Origin of the sequence: uncultured Merdimmobilis sp., from assembly GCF_902471145.1 — a bacterium.
In the GTDB taxonomy this organism is placed as follows: domain Bacteria; phylum Bacillota; class Clostridia; order Oscillospirales; family Ruminococcaceae; genus Merdimmobilis; species Merdimmobilis hominis.
Genome location: NZ_CABRJC010000002.1, coordinates 168,538 through 187,977, shown reverse-complemented (window position 1 = coordinate 187,977; position 19,440 = coordinate 168,538). Strand labels below are relative to the sequence as shown.

The following is a 19,440-nucleotide window of genomic DNA, read 5'->3' as shown; positions in this document are numbered from 1 at the left end:
CTCAAAAATATGTCGTTTATTAGTCCCGGTCCCGGTTGCCAAACAAGGCAACCAACCGCATCAGTTGGGCCAGGGACATGACTAAGGCGGCCACATAGGTCAGCGCCGCCGCGGAGAGAACTTTGCGGGCGCCGTAGACTTCCTCTTCATCCAGGTAATGCTCCCCATTTAGGGTGGCCAGGGCGCGGCTGGAAGCATTGAACTCCACCGGCAGGGTGATCAATTGAAACACCGCCATCAGGGAGAAGGCCACAATGCCCACGGTGACCAGCGGCTGGAAGGACATGACCACCCCTAAGAGGATCAACGGGATAGACAGCTTGGAGCCGATGTTGGTCACCGGGATGATGGCGTTGCGGATGGTCAGCGGCGCATAGCTATTTGCGTGCTGGATGGCATGGCCCACCTCATGGGCCGCCACGCCGATGGCCGCGATGGAAGGGCTGTCATATACACTGTCCGACAGCCGGACCACCCGGGCAGTTGGGTCGTAGTGGTCGGTCAAATTGCCCCGGATGCCTTCGATGCGCACATCGGTCAGGCCGTTGGCGTCCAAAATCCGGCGGGCGATCTGGGAACCGGTGTACCCCTGGCGGCACCGCACATGGGAATACCGGTTGAAGGTGCTGTTTACCCGGGCCTGGGCCCACAAGCCCAGCAGCATGGCGGGCAGAATCAAAACCAGGTAATAGATATCAAACCCATAGTAATAGCGAAACATAACACTACCTCCTACACCCCACAGGGGATGTTTTTAAGAAGTATAGCCGAAAATTGTGAAGGGGCTGTTACCGCACTATAAACCCTTTTGTGGCTACCCCAACCGGTGGCCTACTTCCAGGCGGCGGCCCGGCAGGAACACCGAGGCATCCATCCGCTTGGCCCCTTCCAGCTGGACAGTGAGGAATTCCAAAGCCCCTTCCCCACAGGCGACAATCATCCGCTTGGAGTCCAGGAGGGTCCCCGGTTCCCCGGAGTACCCTTCGGCCACAGCGGCCTTGTGCACTTTCAGGAGCTTGCCGTCCAGGTGGGTCAGCGCCACCGGCCAGGGGGAAAGCCCCCGGATCAGGTTGTGCAGCTCCCGGGCGGGGCGGGTGAAGTCCAGCTCCGCGATTTTTTTATCCAGCATAGGGGCGTAGGTGGCCAGACGGCCGTCCTGTTTCACCGGTGTAATGGTTCCGTCGGCAAGGCCCGCTACCGTCTGGGATAAGGCCTGGGCGCCGATGTGCATCAAACGGTCGTGGAGTTCGCCATAGGTCTCCTCTTCCCCGATGGGGGTTTTGAGGGTGAGCAGCATGTCGCCTGTGTCCAGCCCTTCTGCCATGAGCATGGTGGTGACGCCGGTCTCTGGGTCGCCGTGGATCACCGACCACTGGATGGGCCCCGCTCCCCGGTATTTGGGGAGGATGGACCCATGGACATTGACACAGCCATAGGGGGGGATCTCCAAAATCTCTTTGGGCAGAATGCGGCCATAGGCCACCACTGCGATCAGATCGGGGGCGATCTCACGAAGCTGGGCCGCCACCGAGCCATCTTTCATTTTGGTGGGCTGGTATACCGGGATACCGTGCTGCAAGGCCAGCTCCTTCACTGGCGGGGCCGCCAGCTGGTACCCCCGGCCTTTGGGTTTATCCGGCTGGGTGTACACCGCGGCCACCTCATGGCCGTCCTCTATCAGTCTTTGCAGGGAGGGCACCGCAAATTCGGGTGTTCCCATAAAAACTATACGCATGGTCGGGCCTCCTTTTGGTCTTAGTCTATCGCGAGGTTATTCCAGCTCTTCCGGGTCCATCATCCGCAGGGCCAAATCTTTGAACAGCTTGCCGTCCAGATGGTCTAGCTCATGGCAGAACGCCCGGGCTAACAAGCCCTCGCCGCTCATCTCAAACCACTCGCCATCCCGGTTCTGGGCCCGCACCCGGGCCTTTTCCGGCCGGGGGACGATGCCGTACTCGCCGGGGCTGGAAAGGCAGCCCTCTGGCCCTTCGATGCGGCCGCAGGTGCGGATAATCTCCGGGTTGATCAGCTCAATGCGGCCATTTCCTACATCAATGACCACCACCCGGCGGCAGATCCCCACCTGGGGAGCGGCCAAGCCAACGCCGTTGGCCTCATACATAGTCTCCGCCATGTCATCTAAGAGGCTCCACAGCCGGCGGTCAAATTTTTCCACCTTGTGGCAGACCTTGCGCAGCACCGGGTCGTCTTCTCGTAAAATCTCGCGAATTGCCATCTATTCCAGTCCTCTCTTTTTCAAAATATAAAAGTATAGTGAAATGAGGCGTGTGCCTCATATACTTCCGTCATAATAGGGGTCCGCAAAGGCGGTGACCTCTTTGTTGCGCCGGTCGGCGTAAAACCAATCCAGCATCCGGGCCATCAGCTCCCGGAACCGGGCAGAGCTGCGGTATTTGATCAGGTACCGGCAGCGGTACTTGCCCGCCACTTTGAACACCGCCGACTCAGTGGGACCCAGGGCCCGGATGGGCAAGTCTTTGTATTCGGTGCCCGCCAGGCGGGAAAACTCCCCGGCAAACCGCTTGGCCGCCTCCCGGCACAGATCCTCCCGGGGGGAGACAAACCCCACCGCCCCTAGCTCGCAGTAGGGGGGATAGAGGCCCAGCTTCCGGTAGGCGATCTCCTCGGCATAGTATTCCTCATAGTTCTGGGTTGATGCCAGCTCGATGATCCGGTTTTCAGGGGAAAACGTCTGGACAAAAGCCCGGCCGGGCAGTTCCCCCCGGCCGCAGCGCCCCACCACCTGGGTGAGCAGGGAAAAGGTCTTTTCAAAACTGCGGAAATCATCGCTGTACAAAGACTGGTCGGCGCTTAAGACCCCCACCAGCGTCACCCGCGGAAAGTTGAGCCCCTTGGCCACCATCTGGGTGCCCACCATGATGTCGTATTCCCCGCGGGCAAAGGCGGCAAACTTCTCCTCATGGGAGAAGCGGGCCATGGTGGTGTCCATATCCATCCGCAGCACCCTGGCGTCAGGGAACCGCTCCCGCAGCTCCTCCTCCACCCGCTGGGTACCAGCCCCGGTGTAGCGGATCAGCTTGCTGCCGCAGTGGGGGCAGCTCTCCTCCACCGGGCGGGAATAGCCGCAGTAATGGCACATCAGCCGGTTGTTGGCGGCGTGGTAGGTCAGGCTGATGGAGCAGTTGGGACAGGTGGCCGTTTGGCCGCACTGGGAGCATTTCACCGTAGTGGTGTGCCCCCGCCGATTGAGGAGCAAAATGGATTGTTCCCTCTTTTGCAGGTTGAGGTACAGCTCCTCCCCCAGCCGGGCGGAGATCCCCCCGCTTGCGGCAGGGTCCTCCTTCAAATCCACAATGTAGACGTCAGGCAGACGGGCGGCGCTGTACCGCTCTTTTAAGGTGACAAGGGCTAGCTTCCCCTGTTTGGCTTGGTAAAAACTCTCCACGCTGGGAGTGGCCGAGGCCAGGAGCAGCATCGCCCCGTGGTACCGGCAGCGGACACGGGCCACCTCCCGGGCGTGGAACCGGGGGGAGCTCTCCGATTTATAGGTGCCTTCCTGCTCTTCGTCGATGACGATGAGGCCCAGGTTGTCCACCGGGGCGAAAACCGCCGACCGGGTTCCCACCACCACATCGGCTTCCCCAGCCCGAATGCGTTTCCACTCATCCAGCCGCTCCCCCATGGCCAGGCCACTGTGAAGCACTGCCACCCGGCCGCCAAAGGCGCTGTGAAACATCTCCACCGTCTGCGGGGTGAGAGAGATCTCCGGCACCAATACAATCACCCGCTTGCCCTCCTCCACCACCTGGCGGATGAGCCGCAGGAACACCTGGGTTTTGCCGCTTCCGGTGACCCCGTAGAGGAGGGCCCCTTTGGGCCCCTCCCGCCGGTATAGGGCATACAGCTGGTCAAAGGCTTTTTTCTGGTCCGCCGACAGCTCCGACGGGGGGGAAAGGCTCATCCCCCGGCCGGCATAGGGGTTGCGGTAGACCTCCTGGTCAAAGTATTCGGCGGCGCCAATGGCGCAGAGTTTATCCACCACCGCCCGGGTGACGCCGCAGTAGTAGCAGACCTCTTTGAGGGAGGCGCAGACCGCCCCTTCCAGAAGGCCCACCACCGCCTTTTGCTTTTCGGTCAGCTTGGGGAACCGGCCCTCGTCCACCAAGGGGGTGAGGCGGACCATCACCGCCTTTTCATCCTGAACCCGGCGGCGGTCCAGCTGGGCGGCGGAAACCGCTCCCCACTCCTTGAGCCGGACAAGATCCTTGGAGACAAGGCCCAGCTCCTTGAGCAGCGTCTCCTCCTGGACCTCCTTGCGCTTGCCGGAGAGATAGCCCACCACCCGGCGCTCCTCCTCGGTGAGCTCAGAAGCGTCCAGCTTCACCGTCCGCTCCAGCTTGAGGCCCACCCCCACTTTGACGCCGATCCCGGCGGGGAGGATAGCCCGCAGACCGTCGAACCAGGTGCAGTAGGTGTGCTCCTTCAAATAGCGAAGAAGGCCCAGCATCTCGGTGTTTAGCAGGGGGGATTCATCCACCAGGGTGGAAACCGGCTTGCGTTTTTCCCGGGTGTCGTCCTCCGACAGGGCCAGCACAATGGCCAGCCGCCGGTGGTTGTAGCTGCCAAAGGGGACGGTGACCCGGCAGCCGGGCTGCACCTTCCCCTCCAGCTCCACCGGGAGATAGTAATCGTATAATTTATCGTAGTGCCAGGTGGCTTTGTCCACCGCGACCCGCGCGATTTGGAACATGGGCAAAGCCTCCTTCCGGCGGGGGTTATCCGTTGTGTTTCTGGTTGTACAGGTCGAGGGCGCGGGAGAGGACGATGTCGCTCAGCTCCCCTTTGGTCATCAGCTCCAGCGGCTCAGCGCCGTCTTTGGTGATGATGGTGGCCACGTTGGTGGTGACGGCAAAGCCCGCCCCCTCCACGTTGAGGTCGTTGGCAATAATCATGTCGGCATTCTTGCCGCCCAGCTTCTTGGCGGAGTTTTCCAAAAGGTCCTTGGTCTCCATGGAGAAGCCGCAGAGGACCTGGCCTTCCGGCTTGTTCTCCCCCAGGGCTTTGAGGATATCCTTGGTCCGGACCACCTCCATAGCCATGTTATCCCCGGATTTTTTGATCTTGTCGGCAGCCACAGTGGCGGGGGTGTAATCGGCCACGGCGGCAGTCTTGACGATGATGTCCATCTCTGGGGCGCGGCTGGTGATGGCGTCGTACATCTGGGCGGCGGTCTCCACCCGGATGGTCTCCACCCCCAGAGGGTCCTTCAACTCCACAGGGCCGGAGACCAGGGTGACCTGGGCGCCCCGCAGCCAGGCGGCCCGGGCCATCTCGTAGCCCATGCGGCCGGTGGAACGGTTGGAGATAAAACGGACCGGGTCGATGGGCTCCCGGGTGGGGCCGGCGCTGACCAGGATCTTCTTCCCCGCCAGGTCTTTGGGGGACATGGCGTACTCCAGCCAGGTCTCCAGCACGGCGGGGTCGGGCAGGCGGCCTTTGCCCACGTCGCGGCAAGCCAGGAAACCGCTGTCCGGCTCGATGATCATGACGCCGTCCTTCTTGAGCATCTCCATATTCCGCTGGGTGGCGGGGTTGTCATACATGCCGGTGTTCATCGCCGGGGAGACCAGTTTGGGGCACCGGGCCGCCAAAACAGTGGTGGAGAGCATGTCGTCGGCGATGCCCCAGGCCATCTTCGCCATGATGTTGGCAGTGGCGGGGGCCACTAAAAAGACATCCGCCTTCTTGGCCAAGGAGACATGCTGGACATTCCACTGGAAGTTGCGGTCAAAAGTATCCACCGAGACCCGGTTGTTGGTCAGCGTCTCAAACACCAGCGGAGCGATGAATTCGGTGGCGTTCTTGGTCATAATGACGTGGACATCCACCCCTTTTTTGATCAAATCACTGCAAACCTGTGCCATTTTGTAGGCGGCGATGCCCCCAGTGATGCCGATGACAACGGTTTTTCCCTTCATGTTCATACAGGTACCTTCCCTTTCTGTCAAATAAAATGGGTTGTCCTCCCCGAACTGGGGTTTCAAAAACGGCAAAAGCCGCCCACCCCCAGCACAGGGCGGGGGCGATGGCGGTTTTCCTAAAGGTTTATAAATCCGGGTGGCTAGTCATTTTGTATTTGCCGGCGGCAAACTCCTCCACAGCCAGTTTGACCGGTTTTTCCTCCAGAGGGATCTTCTCTTCCTCCGCCTCTTCCGCGATCTCCCTGGCCCGTTTAGCCACGGCCACTACAAAACGGTAATAGCTGTCATCCTTTTTGATGATCTGACTCATTGCAGGTCTAAGCATGCCGATTCACCTCGTCGATAAATTCTTTCATCTCATTGGCGGTGCACTTAGCAGCTTCAATGACTGCCAGCAGCTGTTCCGCCGCGGTTTCCAACTGGTCGTTGACCACTGCATAATCGTATTCCCCTGCCCGCAGCAGCTCCCTTTTGGCGGTGGCCAACCGCCGCTCCACCACTTCGGTGGGTTCGGTGTGGCGGCCGATCAGCCGGTTTTTCAGCTCCTCGTAGGAGGGGGGAAGGATAAAGATGAGCACCGCATCCGGGCACTTTTCCCGGATCTGCATCGCCCCCTGGACCTCGATTTCCAAGATCACGTCCTGGCCTACCGCCCGGGCATCCTCCACCATCTTTTTGGGGGTTCCATAGCAGTTGTCCCCATAGATGGCGTATTCCAAAAAGCCGTCCTCTGCGATGAGGGCGTCAAACTGGGGCCGGGTCAAGAAAAAGTAGGATTCCCCGTCCACCTCCCCAGGGCGGGGGGAACGGGTGGTGGCGGAAACGGAGAGCCGCAAGTTGGGGTTTTTCTCTAAAAGGAGCTTCATCAAGGTGCCTTTTCCCACCCCAGAGGGGCCGGAAACCACCAGCAGCAAACCCTTTTTATTCATCCTCGTCCACGTCCTCCTCATCCTCGTCGTCATCCACCAAGCGGTTTGCCACCGTCTCCGGCTGCACCGCCGAGAGGATGACATGGTCGGAGTCGGTGATAATCACTGCCCGGGTCCTTCTGCCATAGGTGGCGTCGATGAGGGTGCCCCGGTCCCGGGCATCTTGTATGATCCGCTTGATGGGGGCGGATTCCGGGCTGACAATGGCCACCAGCCGGTTGGCCGAAACCATGTTGCCAAACCCGATGTTGATTAGTTTCATGCAGTTGTTCCTCCAATGGTTCGCGGACTATTCCATATTTTGAATCTGTTCGCGGATTTTTTCAATTTCTGATTTCAAATCCACCACCACCCGGGCAATGGCCACATCCTGGGCCTTGGAGCCGATGGTGTTGGCCTCCCGGTTGAACTCCTGGACCAAAAAGTCCAGTTTGCGCCCAACCGGCTCGTCCTGGCTGATGATGTGCCGGAACTGTTCAATGTGGCTGCGAAGGCGGACGGTTTCCTCCGCCACCGCCACCCGGTCGGCAAAGATGGCTGCCTCGGTGACGATGCGCTGTTCATCCACCCGGTTGTCCTTGAGGACCTCGCAGAGTTTTTGATACAGCCTTGCCCGGTATTCCTCCACCGTTTGGGGGGATCGCTCCTCCACCTTTGCAACCAGCCCCTCGATGGTGACCAGGCGGGAGAGGACGTCCTCCTCCAGCTTGGCCCCTTCTTTGGTCCGCATGGCGACAAACCGGGCGATGGCTTCATCGGCCACCTCTTTGACCGCGGCCCAGATCTCCTCCTCATCCTCCTCGGTTTTGCGCACCGCGAAGATGTCGGAGAACCGGGCGATGGCACAGAGGCTCAGATCGTCGGTGAGGCCGGTCTCCTCCCCCAGCCCCCGCAGGGCTGCGATGTAGGATTTGGCCAGCTCGCGGTTGATCTCCACCTGGCCGCCCGAGCCCTCGATGGTCTGGATGGAAACTGCCACATCCACCTTGCCCCGGGAGATGAACCCCTGGGTGTAGCTCTTCATCTTCTCTTCCAAAAAGCCGTATGCCCGGCTGATGCGGGAGGAAAATTCAAAATACCGGTGGTTGACCGATTTGATCTCCACTGAAATGTCCCGGCCGCCGACCATCTTCTGGGCGCGCCCGAACCCCGTCATGCTTTTTACCATTGTTTCAACCTCTTGTCCCCTGGGGGGATTTTTCTTCTCTATCTCAAAATATCTCGCGCAAGCTTCCAAAATCGCACACTTTGGCTATTCTATTATCATACTATTCCCCACTGGTTTTGTCAAATGAACAAACCGGAAAATTCCCTTTCAAAATGCGAAAAAAGCGGACGCAGCTGCGTCCGCTTCCCTGCATTTCCCCGCTGGGGCGCTTGGTTTCCCGGGCCTTACACCTCGGCGCCGGCGAACTGGGGGCCCAGCAGCTCCTCCAAGAAGGAGAGGACGTCCGCGCTGCTGCCGCAGTACAGGACGATGTACTTCTCCCCGGCGAAGAAATGGGGCGGCGCCACCCACTCTACCTGGGTGGTAGTCCCATCAACGGTTTTGATGCTGTACCCGGTGGAAGAGATGGCCGCCTTCTGATCCGCCACCTCCTGGGCAGAGGCGTACTCATAGATGGACATAGACAAGGTGCTGTCCTCCGAGTAATAGCCCGACGCCTCAATGGGCATGGAGAACATGGTCGGAGCGAAGGTCACCGTCTCAAACCCATCTCCGGTTTTAAACTTGGCAATAAAGTCCTGCGCCGTGGCGATGGGTTCCTCCTCTGGCTCTTCCTCCTCCGGTTCGCTGGAACTGGAGGAGCCCTCCCCTTCTTCCTGGGAAGAGGAGGAGCTGGAAGAGCTGCCCTCGCTGGAAGAGGAAGGCTTGGGGTCCCGGCTGGAGCACGCGGTCAGCGACAGGGCCAGGACCGCCAACAAAAGGATGGCAAAACGTTTCATAACAATCCTCCTTGCAGGGGAATTTCCCCTTTTAGAATGATTTCTGTCTCCTGGGCCGCGGGGCAGGGCTGCGGCGGGGGCGGGGATTCTCCTTGGCCCGCTTCTCCATCCGCTCCTGCTGCCCCTGGTTTTCCGCCTTCTGGCTTGCATTGCGGATGGCGGTCAATTCAGCAGTGGTCAGCTCCCGCCACTGGCCGGGCTGGAGCATCCCCAGCTTGATGGGGCCGATGGAGACCCGGCGAAGCCGGGCAACTTCCAACCCCACCGCCTCGCACATCTTGCGGATCTGGCGGTTGCGGCCTTCGTAAATGGTGATCAGCGCCACCACCCGGCCGGGCTCCTTGGTCACCACATGGACCTGAGCCGGAGCGGTCATCTTGCCGTCAATCATCACCCCGGTGGAGAGCTTCACCGCCTGGTCGTCGGTCAGGTCGGGGCGGACGGTAACCCGATAGGTCTTGGGGATGTGGTTGCTGGGGTGCATGATGGTGTTGGCAAAATTGCCGTCGTTGGTCAAAAGGATCAATCCCTCGCTGTCCTTGTCCAGCCGCCCCACCGGGTAGACCCGCTGAGGGGCATTTTCCACCAGTTCGGCCACACAGCGGCGGCCCAGCTCGTCGGACATGGTGGTCACATAGCCCCGGGGCTTGTTGAGCATAATGTACAGATTGCTCTTTTTCCGGGCGAACTGCACCCGCTGTCCATCGATGGCGATGATATCCCGGGCCGGATTGACCGGATGGCCGATCTGGGCCGGGTGGCCGTTGACGGTGATCCGCCCAGCCTTGATGTATTCCTCCGCTTTGCGGCGGGAGAGAATCCCCCCGTCGGAAAGTACTTTTTGAATGCGTGTTCCTGTCTCTTTCACTCTGTATCCTCCCTGCCCCTGTGGGGCATGTGGTCTCACCTTCCCGCTACTGGCCAAATAAGCCGCCGATCCAGTGGAACAACCCGTTTGTCTGCCGCTGTACAGCGGATACGTCCTCCGCGGCTGCCAAAGGGCTCTGGTAAACCAGGTCCCCGTTTATGTACCCGCGGATCTCCCCCAAAGCATCCCCCCGTTTCACCGGGGCATAAGCGAACTTTGGGGCCTCCACTTGGAACTGCATCCGGTCCCGCTCCCCAGCCCGCAGGGCCGCCACAGGGGGGCGCACCGGTTCCAGCCCCACCGTGGCCGCCTGGCCGCCGGTCACCGGAAGCTCCAGGTCCGGCAGCGCCGGGGTGAGGTCCTGCTGGGTCAGTTCCCCAAAATACCGCTCATACAGCTTTTTGTGGACGTTGAAATCGTCCTGGGCGGCCAAGGTCACCGCAATGAGGGTCACCCCATCCTTTTGGGCTGCGGTCACCAGGCAGCGCTTGGCGTCGTCGGTGTAGCCGGTCTTCACCCCGATGGCATAGGGGTAAAGATTCAGCAGTTTGTTGTGGTTTTTCAGCCACCGGCCATAGGGCGGGTTGCCGAATTCCACCTTAGCGCTCTCCTTGCAGCAGATCTCCCGGAAGTCCGGGTTTTCCAGCGCGTAGGCCGCCAAGATGGCCAGGTCGTAGGCCGAGGAGTAATGCCCGTCGGCGTCCAGCCCCGAAGGGGTGACGTAGTGGGTATCCTCCAAGCCCAGTTCCCGGGCTTTTTCATTCATGAGCTCCGCAAAGGCGTCCTTGCTCCCGGCGATCCGCACCGCCGCTGCATTGGCCGCGTCGTTTCCAGAGGGGAGCAGCATCCCGTGGGCCAAGGTCCGCAGGGTCACCGTGTCCCCCTCTTTGAGCCCCATGGAGGTCCCCTCCACCCGGATGGCGGCGGAATCCACCACAAAGGGCTCGTCGAGATCCGGCTGTTCCAGCGCCAGCAGGGCGGTCATGATTTTGGTGGTGCTCGCCATGGGGAGGCGGCCGTTGGCATTCTGTGCAAAGTAGACCCGCCCGCTCCCGGCATCAATCACCACCGCACCCTTGGCAGCGATGGAAAACTCTTTGGTATCCGGTATGGTCTGGGCGACAGCGGGTAGGGGGGCCGCCCCCATCAAAACCGCGGCCAGCGCCAGCCATGCCACACATTTTTTTAGCATTGTTCAACACCTGCCCGTGAGGAGTATATGCAGGGGCAGGGCTCGCTCATGCTGCCTTTACAGGGTTATGGGGGGCTCTTCCCGGACGGCGCCCTTCTCCTCTTTGCTCTTCTGGACAATGCCGGTGATCTTGTCGATCACCTCGGGCACCAGGTTGACCACCTTGTCGGCAGTGTTGCTGCTGGTCGCCAGCTGGAGGAGCTGTACCCCGCCCCCCGCCTTGATCACCAAAAAGGCGATAGGCTGGATGGTGACCCCAGCCCCGGCCCCTCCGCCAAAGGGGTCCGGGGTTTTAGAAGAGGGGAACTCCGACCCGCCGGAGGCATAGCCAAAGGTGACTTTGGACACCGGGATGATGGTGGTGCCATCGGGTGTGGTGACCGGGTCGCCGATGATGGTGTTGACATCCACCAGCTGGTGGAGGTTTTGGATGGAGGAATCCATCAGGTCTTTGATAGGATGGCTCATATGGTTACACCGCCTTTGTTTTGTTGGGTTGATTCTTCGGGCTCGTGGGGCTCCTCCTTCTTCTCTTTTCGGAGGAACAAGGGGAGCAGCTTCACCAGGAGGGCGGCAAGGATGGCGAGCCCGGCGGCCAGCGCCGCCAAAGGGATCATCCTCACCTTGCCGCGGAAGCAGACCGCGCTTTCCTCCTGTGTAAAGTCGGGGAAAACACTGATCTTCACCCGTTTTAGTTGAAAAAGGTTCTCCAGAAAACTGCAGATTCCAAATGCTGCGGCGTTGTACCTGCCGCAGGAGATGGCAGTTTGGGCTGCGTCATCTTCCGCAACCCGCATCCCGAAAAAGATGTCATAGAACACAACGGTTTTTAACAGCCACCGGACCGGGGGCCACAGCCCTTCCAAAAGCTCCTTGCCCAGGGCAAACAATTCCCCGGCGGAGGGCTTTTCCTTTTGTGGCTTCTTTGGTTTCTCCTCTTGGGGAGGTTTGGGCTTTTTCTCCTCCGGGGGCTTCTCCTCCCCAGGGGGGCGGGGGAACACCTGGTACCGAAGGAAAAAATACCGGACCCAAACGGTCAGCTCTCCATTATACTCCGCCTGGAGAACCACCGGCAGGGAGAGAAGGCACAGCAGGAGGCCGCAAAGGCCTGCAAAAATCCATCCGACCATGGTGCGCCCCCTTTCCTCATCCTTCCATGGCGTATTCCCCCTAGAGGAGGGTCTGCTGTTCTTCCTCCTCGGGCGGGGCGGGCAACTCATCCAGGGAGTGGAGCCCAAACGTGCGCAAAAAGGTGTCGCCAGTGCGGTAGGCAATGGGCCTGCCGGGCAGTTCCAGCCTTCCGGCCTCCTCCAGCAGCCCCTTTTCCACCAGGGTGGACACTACCCCTGCACTGTCCACCCCCCGCACCTGGTCCACAAAGGCCCGGGTGACCGGCTGGTTGTAGGCCACCACCGCCAACACCTCCATCGCCGCCTGGGAAAGGGGCTGCTGCCGCTTCCAATCGGTGGCCGCTTGGATCACCCCGGCGTATTCCGGCCGGGTGGCCAGCTGGTATTTGCCATCCAAAGAGAGGACCTGCAGCGGGCTCCCCTGCTGGGTGAGGCGGGCCATGAGGCATTCCGCCTGCTGCCGTGCAGCTGTCCGGTCGATGCCCAAAGCTTCAGCCAACCGCTCCAGCTCCACCGGTTCCCCGGCGGCAAAGAGGATGGCTTCCATCTTCTGTTCCAGTTCAAGAGACATCGCTGTTCCCTCCACACAGGACGGCCGTCTCCCCGCTGACCTCCACCCGCTTGTCCTTCACCATCTCCAAAAGGGCCAAAAAGGTGGCCACCAGTTCGGAGCGGTTCCGGCTTTTCAAAAACAGTTGGGAGATCCGCTGAGGCCTGCTGAGGGCCGCCGTCAAATACTCCATCCGGGACTCCACCGACACCACCGGCCGGCTGACCAGCGGCTGGAAGCTTTCCACCGGTGGGGGGAGCCTGCGCTTGCCCCTCCCAGTGGCGCTCACATAGGCCCGGGCCAATTCCTTCGGCAGGTGGCGGCATTGGTAGGTCTTGTCCACCTCCACCAGCTGTGGCCCCCGCACAAAAATAGTATGGCCACGATTTTGGGCCGCAAGCAGCGCAGCCACCGCTTTTAGGGCCTGGTATTCCAAAAGTTGGCCAGTGAGCTCGGTTTTCAGCTGTTCTTCCTCCTCCCACCGGGGCAGGAGAGACAGGGTTTTTAGGTAAACCAGCCGGGCGGCCATCTCCAAAAACTCGCTGGCAATGTCCAAATCCTGGGCGCGCGCGCCTTCCAGATACTCCAGATATTGGTCCAGCAGCTGGGAGATGGGGATGTCTAGAATGTTGAGCTTGTGCTTGGATATGAGATGGAGGAGGAGATCCAGCGGCCCCTCAAATCCATCTAAGGTAAAGGACGGCCGTTCCATCCTGGGCCTCCCTCCTTCCTCCTGCCGTACTATTTTATAAGATCGCCTGCATGAGCCGGGGGACAAAGGCCGTGGCGCTTACAAACAGGTCGGAGATGGCGTTGCCCACAAAGCTGATAGGCAGGTCGATCACCGGGGTGAAGAGGATGAGCAGCATAAAGATCATGCCGATCTCCCGCTCCTTGCTCATGATCTTCCAATAGGTCCTGCCTGGCAGCACAGCCCCCATCATCTTCCAGCCATCCAGCGGCGGCACCGGCAGCAGGTTGAACACCGCCAACATGATGTTGGTGCTGTAGACAATCCACAGGATGTCCAGAACTGTTTCGGTGGCGCTGTACTGCCACAAGGTTCCAAAGGCGGCAAAACCCAGCACCACCCGGTAAATCACCAGAACAAACAGCGCCAGCAGCAGGTTGGAGGCAGGGCCGGCCATGGCGCTCAGGGCCATATCCCGCTTGGGTTTTTTAAAGTTATTGGGGTTGATGGGCACCGGACGGGCCCAGCCGAACCCGGCAAACAGGATCAGCAGGGTCCCCACCGGGTCCAGATGGCTGAAGGGGTTGAGGGTCAGCCGCCCCGAGCGCTGGGCGGTGTCATCCCCCAGCCGGCTGGCGGCATAGGCGTGGGCACACTCGTGGATGGGCATAGAGGTGAACACCACCAGCGCCCGGGCCAATATGGTAAATAGATCCATAACTCGTGTTATCCTCCTGGCCGGGGGAACCGGCTTCTTTCCAAGGTTTGGGACGCATATCCGGTGCGGCGCAATGGCACAGCGGAAGTTACTGGAATTATTATATCGTCCGGCGGTGGAAAAAACAAGGGCAGCGGCGCCGGGCCCAGGGGAATTCAACGTTTATTTACAACTTTATTTCGCTTTTCTCAAAAAAAAGCTTGCATTTCCCCTGGGAATCTGATAGTATATTGCTGTTGACTTTGTTTAAAGTTGTATAAGGAGGTGCAGACACATGGCAAAATGCGATATCTGCGGTAAGGACGTCTCTTTCGGAATCAAGGTTTCCCATTCTCACAGAAGATCCAACAGAGCTTGGAAAGCCAACGTAAAGCGCGTTAAGGCAATTGTCAACGGCACACCGTGCCACATCCACGCCTGCACCCGTTGCTTGCGTTCCAATAAAGTGACCCGCGCCATCTAAAACCGCTTGAAAAGAATCGTCCCCGCTGGGATGGTTCTTTTTTCGCATTCTAGGGAAAAACATCCTCCGAGGCCGCCCATTTCCCCTTTTGGGGAATGGCGAAACGCCCCGGGGGATTTTTTTGCCCTTTTCCCCAGAGTCTTACAGAAAAACAGGCTGGGAATCTTCCCAGCCTGCCCCTTAGTTTTCCTTTGTCTCCGGGCGCTTCTCCACCCCGAGCCACTGCCCCTCCGATTCATGGCGGCGGGGACGGCTCATCAGTTCGTCGATGGCCTGCTGGGGGTCCTTCCCCTCGTACAGCACCTTGTATATTTCAGTGACGATGGGCATCTCCACCCCCAGCCGGCGGGAGAGCTCATAGGCGGCCTTGGTGCTGAAATAGCCCTCCACCGTCATATCCACCTCGCCCACCGCCCCTTGGGGGGACCAACCGGACCCGATGAGGATGCCGGCTCTCCGGTTCCGGGAGTGGACGCTGGTGCAGGTGACAATCAAATCCCCCACGCCGGATAGGCCGCTGAAAGTCTCGGGCCGGGCGCCACAGGCCACCCCCAGTCGGGCAATCTCGGTGAGGCCCCGGGTCATCAAGGCCGCTTTGGTGTTGTCCCCCAAGCCTAAGCCGTCGGCGATTCCCACCGCCAAGGCGATGACATTTTTTAAGGCCCCGCCCAGCTCGACCCCCATGACGTCGTCGTTGACATAGAGCCGCAGGGAGGAGTTGGAGAGGATGTCCTGCACCTTGCGGGCCGCCTCTGGATCGGTAGAAGCCACCACCGCCGTGGTGGGAACCCCACGGGATACCTCCTCCGCGTGAGAGGGGCCGGAGAACATGACCACCGGGTTCTCCAGCAGGGATTCCTCCAGCACCTGGCTCAGGCTTTCCAAAGTGTCCCGCTCCAGGCCCTTGGCCCCGCAGACCACCACTGCATCGGGGCGCATTTTGCCGCGGATTTTTGCCGCGACCTCCCGCACCGCCGAGGAAGGGGTTGCGATAAAGACCAAATCCGCTTCCCCCAGGGCGTCCAGAGAGTTGGTTACGTCGATCTCCTCCGGCACTGGAACCCCGGGCAGAAGATAGGCGTTTTCTTTGTTCTGGCGGATTTCTTCCACCTGCTGGGGATCATAGGACCACAGGGTGACCTGGTGGCCATAGCGGTGCGCCATCACCGCCAAGGCGGTGCCAAAGCCGCCCGCTCCTAAAAACATCAACCGTGCCATATTGCTACCTCCAATAAAGTGGTTTTCGCAGGGGCGCGCCTTGAGGAACTGCGCCAGTCCTGCCAGTTATTTTTTTTCCCCAAACCGCGCTTCCGTGCCGTTGAGCAGCCGTTTGATGTTGCCCCGGTGCATATACACCACCAACGCGGCCGCAGCCGCGGCAAACACCGTGTCAAAGACATAGGGCCGCCCCTGGAACCGCAGCACAAAATAGGTGGCGAAGGGGAAGGTGATCGCCCCCAGGATAGAGGCCAGGGAGACAATGCGGGTGATGAACGCCAAAGGCACATACACCCCAACCAAAATACAAAACACAATGGGGTTGAGCAGCAAAATAACGCCACAGCTGGTCAGCACCCCTTTTCCCCCTTTGAAGTGGAAGAAAATCGGGTACAAATGGCCCAACAGGACAAATGCCGCCCCCACAAAGCCACCGTCCATAGCGGTGACCCCCAGCTGCTGGAAGATCATCCGGCCTACAAGAACGGCCAGCGCCCCTTTGCTAAAATCCCCGACTCCGGTGAAAAACGCCGGGCCGACGCCATAAGTCCGCAGCATATTAGTCATGCCTGCATTGCCGCTGCCGTGGCGGCGCACATCGTCCTTGGCATAGATCCGGGAGACCAGCACCGCAAAATTTATGCTGCCCATCAAGTACGCAGCCAGCGCGGCCAAACCTGCCGCCAACAGAAAATTTCGATCCAAATCCATAACACACCGCACCTCTTGTTTCCGCCCGGGCGGGCAGTTGTTTGAAGTACTCTTAGCGTAACAGTTTTTTGCCCGTTATGCAACTAGGAATCTGTAAACTTTAACTCGTCTTGAGGCCGGGATACTCCCCTGTCCGTGGGTTACCACAACTATTGATGTGCCTTAACATCTGTCAAGTATGCAACTTTTTATAAAAAGATTTTCACATCTCTGTTGATAGAGACAGAAAACAGATGAAATTTCACCAAAACACTGTTTGATAAGAAAAAATATCAGCATTTTATGAATTATTGATTTATTTATCTTGCAAAAATATACAGCAGCTGGTATACTGTGCTACAAACATTTCTCATCCTGGAGATCCGCATGAAACCAACGACGAATCGGGTTTATTCCCTCTGTGTCACCGCGCTGTTCGCCGCCATTTTGGCAGTGCTCTCCCCTTTATCCATCCCGCTGCCATTCACCCCTGTCCCCCTCTCTCTCGGGACCTTCGCCGTCTACTTAGCTGCTGCAGCCGGCGGGGTCAGATGGGGCACCCTATCGGTGGCAGTGTACCTGCTGCTAGGGGCAGTGGGTATCCCGGTGTTTGCAGGCTACAGCGGAGGCCTTCAAGTCCTTGTGGGGCCGACCGGCGGCTACCTGATCGGCTACCTGCCCCTGGCCTTTTTGGTAGGGCTGCTCACCGACCATTTCCCCGAGCGGAAATCCATCTACCCCTTGTCAATGATCGCCGGAACATTCTTCTGTTATGCCATTGGCACCTGGTGGCTTGCCCGGCAAGCCTCCCTCTCCCTGCCTGGAGCGCTGGCGGCCGGGGTGCTCCCCTTTCTTCCGGGGGATGGGGTGAAAATCCTCGCGGCGTCTGCCATCGCCTATCCAGTGCGCCGGGTCCTCTTTCGGAGGAGGGAGAATTTTCCCCCACAAAAAAAGGCGGGCTAGCATAGCCCCCCTTTTTTATTGGAACCAACACCAGTTAGCTTTTGGTCCAAGTTTTCCCCCATGCTGCATTTTTATGGTAATAGGTCTTTCCTCCCGCTGTATGGGAACATTCAAAACCTAAAACCTCCAGATCAAGGCCGACGGAACCAGTTAAACAATTATCCACTACCACCTCATACGTTCCTCTAGCCTGAATTTGCAGGGACTGTTTATCCGAGGAAATCGTTGTGAGAACATAGTCCTCATCAAAGCTTCCCTTTTCATTCTCCCCTTCCGTCCGCTCCAACAGCACCTCTTCAAAGAAGGGAATCCCCTGGGACACGCCGCACAAAACTCTCGTCCCCGCCACAACAGTATTACCGTCTCCAAAATCATGTTCAGCGGTGTATTCCATCTGGCGGAAGCCGTCCTCATATAAGCAGGCGGCTTTTTCTTCGGCCTCGCCCGGCATCATCCATTGATGCTGGATATAAAATTCCGCCGCTTCTTCCTCGGTGCAGACCCGAACCTGGGCTTTCCCTTGGCCCATCCCCTTCAGCCCCAGTGGGGAAACCCAGCCATTTTCCGGCTTTCCCTGGGGAGATAACAACCAGATTCCAAGGGAAAGCAACAAAGCTGTAAACCGCATATGACATTCCTCCACTCCTTATGGAAAGAATATCATTTTTTCTTGCTGTTTAAAAGGCGCAGGCATCAAAAAAGCGATGGACCCAGGAGCCCATCGCTTTTTTGGTGTTTGTTTAGTTGTCCCCACGCTCCCGGACGATGAAGCGGATGGGGGTGCCGTCCAACTGGAAGGTCTCCCGGATCTGGTTCTCCAAATACCGCCGGTAGGAGAAGTGGAACAGCTCCTTGTTGTTGCAGAAGGCCACAAACGTTGGGGGCTTGGTGGCCGCCTGGGTCATGTAGTAGATTTTCAGCCGCTTGCCCTTGTCGGAGGGGGGCTGCACCCGGGCAGTGGCATAGGCCAGCAGGTCGTTGAGCCGCCCGGTGGAGATGCGCATGGCGTTTTTCTCAAAGACGTAGTTGATCATCTCAAACAGCTTGTTCACCCGCTGGCCGGTGAGGGCAGAGATGAATACAAAGGGCACATAGGACATAAAGCTGAAATCCACCTCCAGCTTTTTGCGGAACTCGTCCATGGTCTTGTCGTCCTTGTCGATGGCGTCCCACTTGTTGACCGCCACCACGCAGCCTTTGCCCTGCTCGTGGGCATAGCCGGCCACCTTGGAATCCTGCTCGGTAAAGCCGACAGTGGCGTCGATGACGATGACGCAGACGTCGGAGCGGTCCACCGCCATATAGGCCCGCAGAACGCTATAGCGCTCGATCTCCTCTTCCACCCGGGCCTTGCGCCGGATGCCTGCGGTGTCGATGAAGACGTATTTGCCGAACTCGTTTTCCACCACCGTGTCGGTGGCATCCCGGGTGGTTCCGGCGATATCTGAGACAATCACCCGCTCCTCCCCGGCCACCCGGTTGATGAGGGAGCTTTTGCCCACGTTGGGCTTGCCGATCACCGCCACCTTGACGAACTCTTCGTCGTAGTCCTCCGCCTTGTCAAAGTCTATTTTTTCATAGCAGGCGTCCAGCAGGTCGCCGGTGCCATGTCCGTGGGCGGCAGAGACTGCAATAGGATCCCCCAGGCCCAGGTTGTAAAACTCGTAGAACTCCGCTGGCGGGTCGCCGATGGTGTCGCATTTGTTCACCGCAAGGACTAGGGGTTTGCCGCTTCTAAGCAGCATGCCCGCCACGTCCTGGTCGGTGGCGGTGACGCCGGAGCGCAGGTCGGTAACCAAAACAATCACGTCGGCGCTGTGGATGGCCAGTTCGGCCTGCTGCCGCATCTGGGAGAGGATCACATCGTCCGCCCGGGGCTCGATGCCGCCGGTGTCCACCAGCATCACCTCTTTGTTCCTCCACTCGCAGGGGGCGTAGATCCGGTCCCGGGTGACGCCGGGGGTGTCCTGCACAATGGAGAGGCGCTGGCCGATCAATTTGTTAAACAGGGTGGATTTGCCCACGTTGGGCCGCCCCACCACTGCGATAATGGGTTTTGCCATGGTGTCATGCCTCCTTTTTCCGGGATTTTCCCGGCGGGTTTTCCACTTCTCCCCG

General features: G+C 59.3%; 23 protein-coding genes. 2 read left to right on the top strand and 21 right to left on the bottom strand.

Annotation, left to right across the window (positions count from 1 at the left end):
• Positions 1 to 19: 19 nt before the first annotated feature.
• The 17 genes from RDQ42_RS02300 to RDQ42_RS02220 all read right to left on the bottom strand — a co-directional run bounded on the left by RDQ42_RS02300 (position 20) and on the right by RDQ42_RS02220 (position 13,988).
• Positions 20 to 721 carry a zinc metallopeptidase gene (locus tag RDQ42_RS02300; protein WP_054332130.1) on the bottom strand — a complete coding sequence of 234 codons (702 nt, stop codon included), beginning with the start codon at positions 719 to 721 and terminating at the stop codon, positions 20 to 22.
• A 93-nt stretch (positions 722 to 814) separates the two neighbouring features.
• Positions 815 to 1,735: a methionyl-tRNA formyltransferase gene (gene fmt, locus RDQ42_RS02295; RefSeq protein ID WP_054332131.1), complete on the bottom strand. Its 921-nt coding sequence runs from the start codon at positions 1,733 to 1,735 to the stop codon at positions 815 to 817.
• A gap of 36 nt (positions 1,736 to 1,771) precedes the next feature.
• Positions 1,772 to 2,236 carry a peptide deformylase gene (gene def, locus RDQ42_RS02290; RefSeq protein ID WP_071427391.1) on the bottom strand — a complete coding sequence of 155 codons (465 nt, stop codon included), beginning with the start codon at positions 2,234 to 2,236 and terminating at the stop codon, positions 1,772 to 1,774.
• A gap of 57 nt (positions 2,237 to 2,293) precedes the next feature.
• Positions 2,294 to 4,732: a primosomal protein N' gene (priA, locus tag RDQ42_RS02285; RefSeq protein WP_071427392.1), complete on the bottom strand. Its 2,439-nt coding sequence runs from the start codon at positions 4,730 to 4,732 to the stop codon at positions 2,294 to 2,296.
• 25 nt (positions 4,733 to 4,757) lie between these two features.
• Complete coding sequence (gene coaBC / locus RDQ42_RS02280) at positions 4,758 to 5,966, bottom strand: bifunctional phosphopantothenoylcysteine decarboxylase/phosphopantothenate--cysteine ligase CoaBC (RefSeq protein WP_071427393.1); 1,209 nt, start codon at positions 5,964 to 5,966, stop codon at positions 4,758 to 4,760.
• Between the two features lie 121 nt (positions 5,967 to 6,087).
• The gene (rpoZ, locus tag RDQ42_RS02275) at positions 6,088 to 6,288 is read right to left on the bottom strand and encodes a DNA-directed RNA polymerase subunit omega (protein WP_054332133.1); all 201 of its coding nucleotides are present in this window, start codon (positions 6,286 to 6,288) and stop codon (positions 6,088 to 6,090) included.
• The gene (gene gmk, locus RDQ42_RS02270) at positions 6,281 to 6,892 is read right to left on the bottom strand and encodes a guanylate kinase (protein ID WP_083386402.1); all 612 of its coding nucleotides are present in this window, start codon (positions 6,890 to 6,892) and stop codon (positions 6,281 to 6,283) included. The genes rpoZ and gmk overlap by 8 nt, the downstream gene beginning before the upstream one ends.
• The gene (remA, locus tag RDQ42_RS02265; RefSeq protein WP_054332134.1) at positions 6,885 to 7,154 is read right to left on the bottom strand and encodes an extracellular matrix/biofilm regulator RemA; all 270 of its coding nucleotides are present in this window, start codon (positions 7,152 to 7,154) and stop codon (positions 6,885 to 6,887) included. The genes gmk and remA overlap by 8 nt, the downstream gene beginning before the upstream one ends.
• A gap of 27 nt (positions 7,155 to 7,181) precedes the next feature.
• Positions 7,182 to 8,060, bottom strand: a complete 879-nt coding sequence (locus RDQ42_RS02260) for a YicC/YloC family endoribonuclease (protein ID WP_054332135.1) — start codon at positions 8,058 to 8,060, stop codon at positions 7,182 to 7,184.
• A 224-nt stretch (positions 8,061 to 8,284) separates the two neighbouring features.
• The gene (locus RDQ42_RS02255; protein ID WP_231358725.1) at positions 8,285 to 8,839 is read right to left on the bottom strand and encodes a hypothetical protein; all 555 of its coding nucleotides are present in this window, start codon (positions 8,837 to 8,839) and stop codon (positions 8,285 to 8,287) included.
• 31 nt (positions 8,840 to 8,870) lie between these two features.
• Positions 8,871 to 9,707 (bottom strand): pseudouridine synthase, encoded by an 837-nt coding sequence (locus tag RDQ42_RS02250; protein WP_054332137.1) that lies wholly within the window; start codon positions 9,705 to 9,707, stop codon positions 8,871 to 8,873.
• Between the two features lie 46 nt (positions 9,708 to 9,753).
• Positions 9,754 to 10,899, bottom strand: coding sequence for a D-alanyl-D-alanine carboxypeptidase family protein (locus RDQ42_RS02245; protein ID WP_054332138.1), 1,146 nt, complete (start codon positions 10,897 to 10,899; stop codon positions 9,754 to 9,756).
• A 57-nt stretch (positions 10,900 to 10,956) separates the two neighbouring features.
• Positions 10,957 to 11,367: a GerW family sporulation protein gene (ytfJ, locus tag RDQ42_RS02240; RefSeq protein WP_071427398.1), complete on the bottom strand. Its 411-nt coding sequence runs from the start codon at positions 11,365 to 11,367 to the stop codon at positions 10,957 to 10,959.
• Positions 11,364 to 12,029 (bottom strand): DUF2953 domain-containing protein, encoded by a 666-nt coding sequence (locus RDQ42_RS02235; RefSeq protein WP_054332140.1) that lies wholly within the window; start codon positions 12,027 to 12,029, stop codon positions 11,364 to 11,366. The genes ytfJ and RDQ42_RS02235 overlap by 4 nt, the downstream gene beginning before the upstream one ends.
• A 40-nt stretch (positions 12,030 to 12,069) precedes the next feature.
• Positions 12,070 to 12,600 carry an SMC-Scp complex subunit ScpB gene (gene scpB / locus RDQ42_RS02230; protein ID WP_054332141.1) on the bottom strand — a complete coding sequence of 177 codons (531 nt, stop codon included), beginning with the start codon at positions 12,598 to 12,600 and terminating at the stop codon, positions 12,070 to 12,072.
• Positions 12,590 to 13,291 (bottom strand): ScpA family protein, encoded by a 702-nt coding sequence (locus RDQ42_RS02225; protein ID WP_231358724.1) that lies wholly within the window; start codon positions 13,289 to 13,291, stop codon positions 12,590 to 12,592. The genes scpB and RDQ42_RS02225 overlap by 11 nt, the downstream gene beginning before the upstream one ends.
• 34 nt (positions 13,292 to 13,325) lie before the next feature.
• Entirely contained in the window at positions 13,326 to 13,988 is a 663-nt protein-coding gene (locus tag RDQ42_RS02220) for a site-2 protease family protein (RefSeq protein ID WP_231358723.1), read from the bottom strand.
• 274 nt (positions 13,989 to 14,262) lie between these two features.
• On the opposite strand from RDQ42_RS02220, the gene rpmB reads away from it, so the two are divergent.
• Positions 14,263 to 14,451: a 50S ribosomal protein L28 gene (rpmB, locus tag RDQ42_RS02215; RefSeq protein WP_074026311.1), complete on the top strand. Its 189-nt coding sequence runs from the start codon at positions 14,263 to 14,265 to the stop codon at positions 14,449 to 14,451.
• Positions 14,452 to 14,631: 180 nt separating this feature from the next.
• On the opposite strand, the gene RDQ42_RS02210 is transcribed toward rpmB, so the two are convergent.
• Both RDQ42_RS02210 and plsY read right to left on the bottom strand, forming a co-directional pair.
• The gene (locus RDQ42_RS02210) at positions 14,632 to 15,669 is read right to left on the bottom strand and encodes an NAD(P)H-dependent glycerol-3-phosphate dehydrogenase (protein ID WP_231358722.1); all 1,038 of its coding nucleotides are present in this window, start codon (positions 15,667 to 15,669) and stop codon (positions 14,632 to 14,634) included.
• A 66-nt stretch (positions 15,670 to 15,735) separates the two neighbouring features.
• Positions 15,736 to 16,380, bottom strand: coding sequence for a glycerol-3-phosphate 1-O-acyltransferase PlsY (gene plsY, locus RDQ42_RS02205; RefSeq protein WP_308588199.1), 645 nt, complete (start codon positions 16,378 to 16,380; stop codon positions 15,736 to 15,738).
• Positions 16,381 to 16,746: 366 nt separating this feature from the next.
• On the opposite strand from plsY, the gene RDQ42_RS02200 reads away from it, so the two are divergent.
• Complete coding sequence (locus tag RDQ42_RS02200) at positions 16,747 to 17,322, top strand: biotin transporter BioY (protein WP_054331953.1); 576 nt, start codon at positions 16,747 to 16,749, stop codon at positions 17,320 to 17,322.
• Between the two features lie 34 nt (positions 17,323 to 17,356).
• On the opposite strand, the gene RDQ42_RS02195 is transcribed toward RDQ42_RS02200, so the two are convergent.
• A complete protein-coding gene (locus tag RDQ42_RS02195; RefSeq protein ID WP_308588197.1) occupies positions 17,357 to 17,950 on the bottom strand; it encodes a hypothetical protein in 594 nt (197 codons plus the stop codon).
• A gap of 112 nt (positions 17,951 to 18,062) precedes the next feature.
• Positions 18,063 to 19,385: a ribosome biogenesis GTPase Der gene (der, locus tag RDQ42_RS02190; RefSeq protein ID WP_231358719.1), complete on the bottom strand. Its 1,323-nt coding sequence runs from the start codon at positions 19,383 to 19,385 to the stop codon at positions 18,063 to 18,065.
• Between the last annotated feature and the right edge of the window lie 55 nt (positions 19,386 to 19,440).

What these genes read in the sequence shown, in the direction of transcription:
- RDQ42_RS02300 (WP_054332130.1), bottom strand. Translation starts at nt 721, where the DNA reads ATGTTTCGCTATTACTATGGGTTTGATATCTATTACCTGGTTTTGATT.
- fmt (WP_054332131.1), bottom strand. Translation starts at nt 1,735, where the DNA reads ATGCGTATAGTTTTTATGGGAACACCCGAATTTGCGGTGCCCTCCCTG.
- def (WP_071427391.1), bottom strand. Translation starts at nt 2,236, where the DNA reads ATGGCAATTCGCGAGATTTTACGAGAAGACGACCCGGTGCTGCGCAAG.
- priA (WP_071427392.1), bottom strand. Translation starts at nt 4,732, where the DNA reads ATGTTCCAAATCGCGCGGGTCGCGGTGGACAAAGCCACCTGGCACTAC.
- coaBC (WP_071427393.1), bottom strand. Translation starts at nt 5,966, where the DNA reads ATGAACATGAAGGGAAAAACCGTTGTCATCGGCATCACTGGGGGCATC.
- rpoZ (WP_054332133.1), bottom strand. Translation starts at nt 6,288, where the DNA reads ATGCTTAGACCTGCAATGAGTCAGATCATCAAAAAGGATGACAGCTAT.
- gmk (WP_083386402.1), bottom strand. Translation starts at nt 6,892, where the DNA reads ATGAATAAAAAGGGTTTGCTGCTGGTGGTTTCCGGCCCCTCTGGGGTG.
- remA (WP_054332134.1), bottom strand. Translation starts at nt 7,154, where the DNA reads ATGAAACTAATCAACATCGGGTTTGGCAACATGGTTTCGGCCAACCGG.
- RDQ42_RS02260 (WP_054332135.1), bottom strand. Translation starts at nt 8,060, where the DNA reads ATGGTAAAAAGCATGACGGGGTTCGGGCGCGCCCAGAAGATGGTCGGC.
- RDQ42_RS02255 (WP_231358725.1), bottom strand. Translation starts at nt 8,839, where the DNA reads ATGAAACGTTTTGCCATCCTTTTGTTGGCGGTCCTGGCCCTGTCGCTG.
- RDQ42_RS02245 (WP_054332138.1), bottom strand. Translation starts at nt 10,899, where the DNA reads ATGCTAAAAAAATGTGTGGCATGGCTGGCGCTGGCCGCGGTTTTGATG.
- ytfJ (WP_071427398.1), bottom strand. Translation starts at nt 11,367, where the DNA reads ATGAGCCATCCTATCAAAGACCTGATGGATTCCTCCATCCAAAACCTC.
- RDQ42_RS02235 (WP_054332140.1), bottom strand. Translation starts at nt 12,029, where the DNA reads ATGGTCGGATGGATTTTTGCAGGCCTTTGCGGCCTCCTGCTGTGCCTT.
- scpB (WP_054332141.1), bottom strand. Translation starts at nt 12,600, where the DNA reads ATGTCTCTTGAACTGGAACAGAAGATGGAAGCCATCCTCTTTGCCGCC.
- RDQ42_RS02225 (WP_231358724.1), bottom strand. Translation starts at nt 13,291, where the DNA reads ATGGAACGGCCGTCCTTTACCTTAGATGGATTTGAGGGGCCGCTGGAT.
- RDQ42_RS02220 (WP_231358723.1), bottom strand. Translation starts at nt 13,988, where the DNA reads ATGGATCTATTTACCATATTGGCCCGGGCGCTGGTGGTGTTCACCTCT.
- rpmB (WP_074026311.1), top strand. Translation starts at nt 14,263, where the DNA reads ATGGCAAAATGCGATATCTGCGGTAAGGACGTCTCTTTCGGAATCAAG.
- RDQ42_RS02210 (WP_231358722.1), bottom strand. Translation starts at nt 15,669, where the DNA reads ATGGCACGGTTGATGTTTTTAGGAGCGGGCGGCTTTGGCACCGCCTTG.
- plsY (WP_308588199.1), bottom strand. Translation starts at nt 16,380, where the DNA reads ATGGATTTGGATCGAAATTTTCTGTTGGCGGCAGGTTTGGCCGCGCTG.
- RDQ42_RS02200 (WP_054331953.1), top strand. Translation starts at nt 16,747, where the DNA reads ATGAAACCAACGACGAATCGGGTTTATTCCCTCTGTGTCACCGCGCTG.
- RDQ42_RS02195 (WP_308588197.1), bottom strand. Translation starts at nt 17,950, where the DNA reads ATGCGGTTTACAGCTTTGTTGCTTTCCCTTGGAATCTGGTTGTTATCT.
- der (WP_231358719.1), bottom strand. Translation starts at nt 19,385, where the DNA reads ATGGCAAAACCCATTATCGCAGTGGTGGGGCGGCCCAACGTGGGCAAA.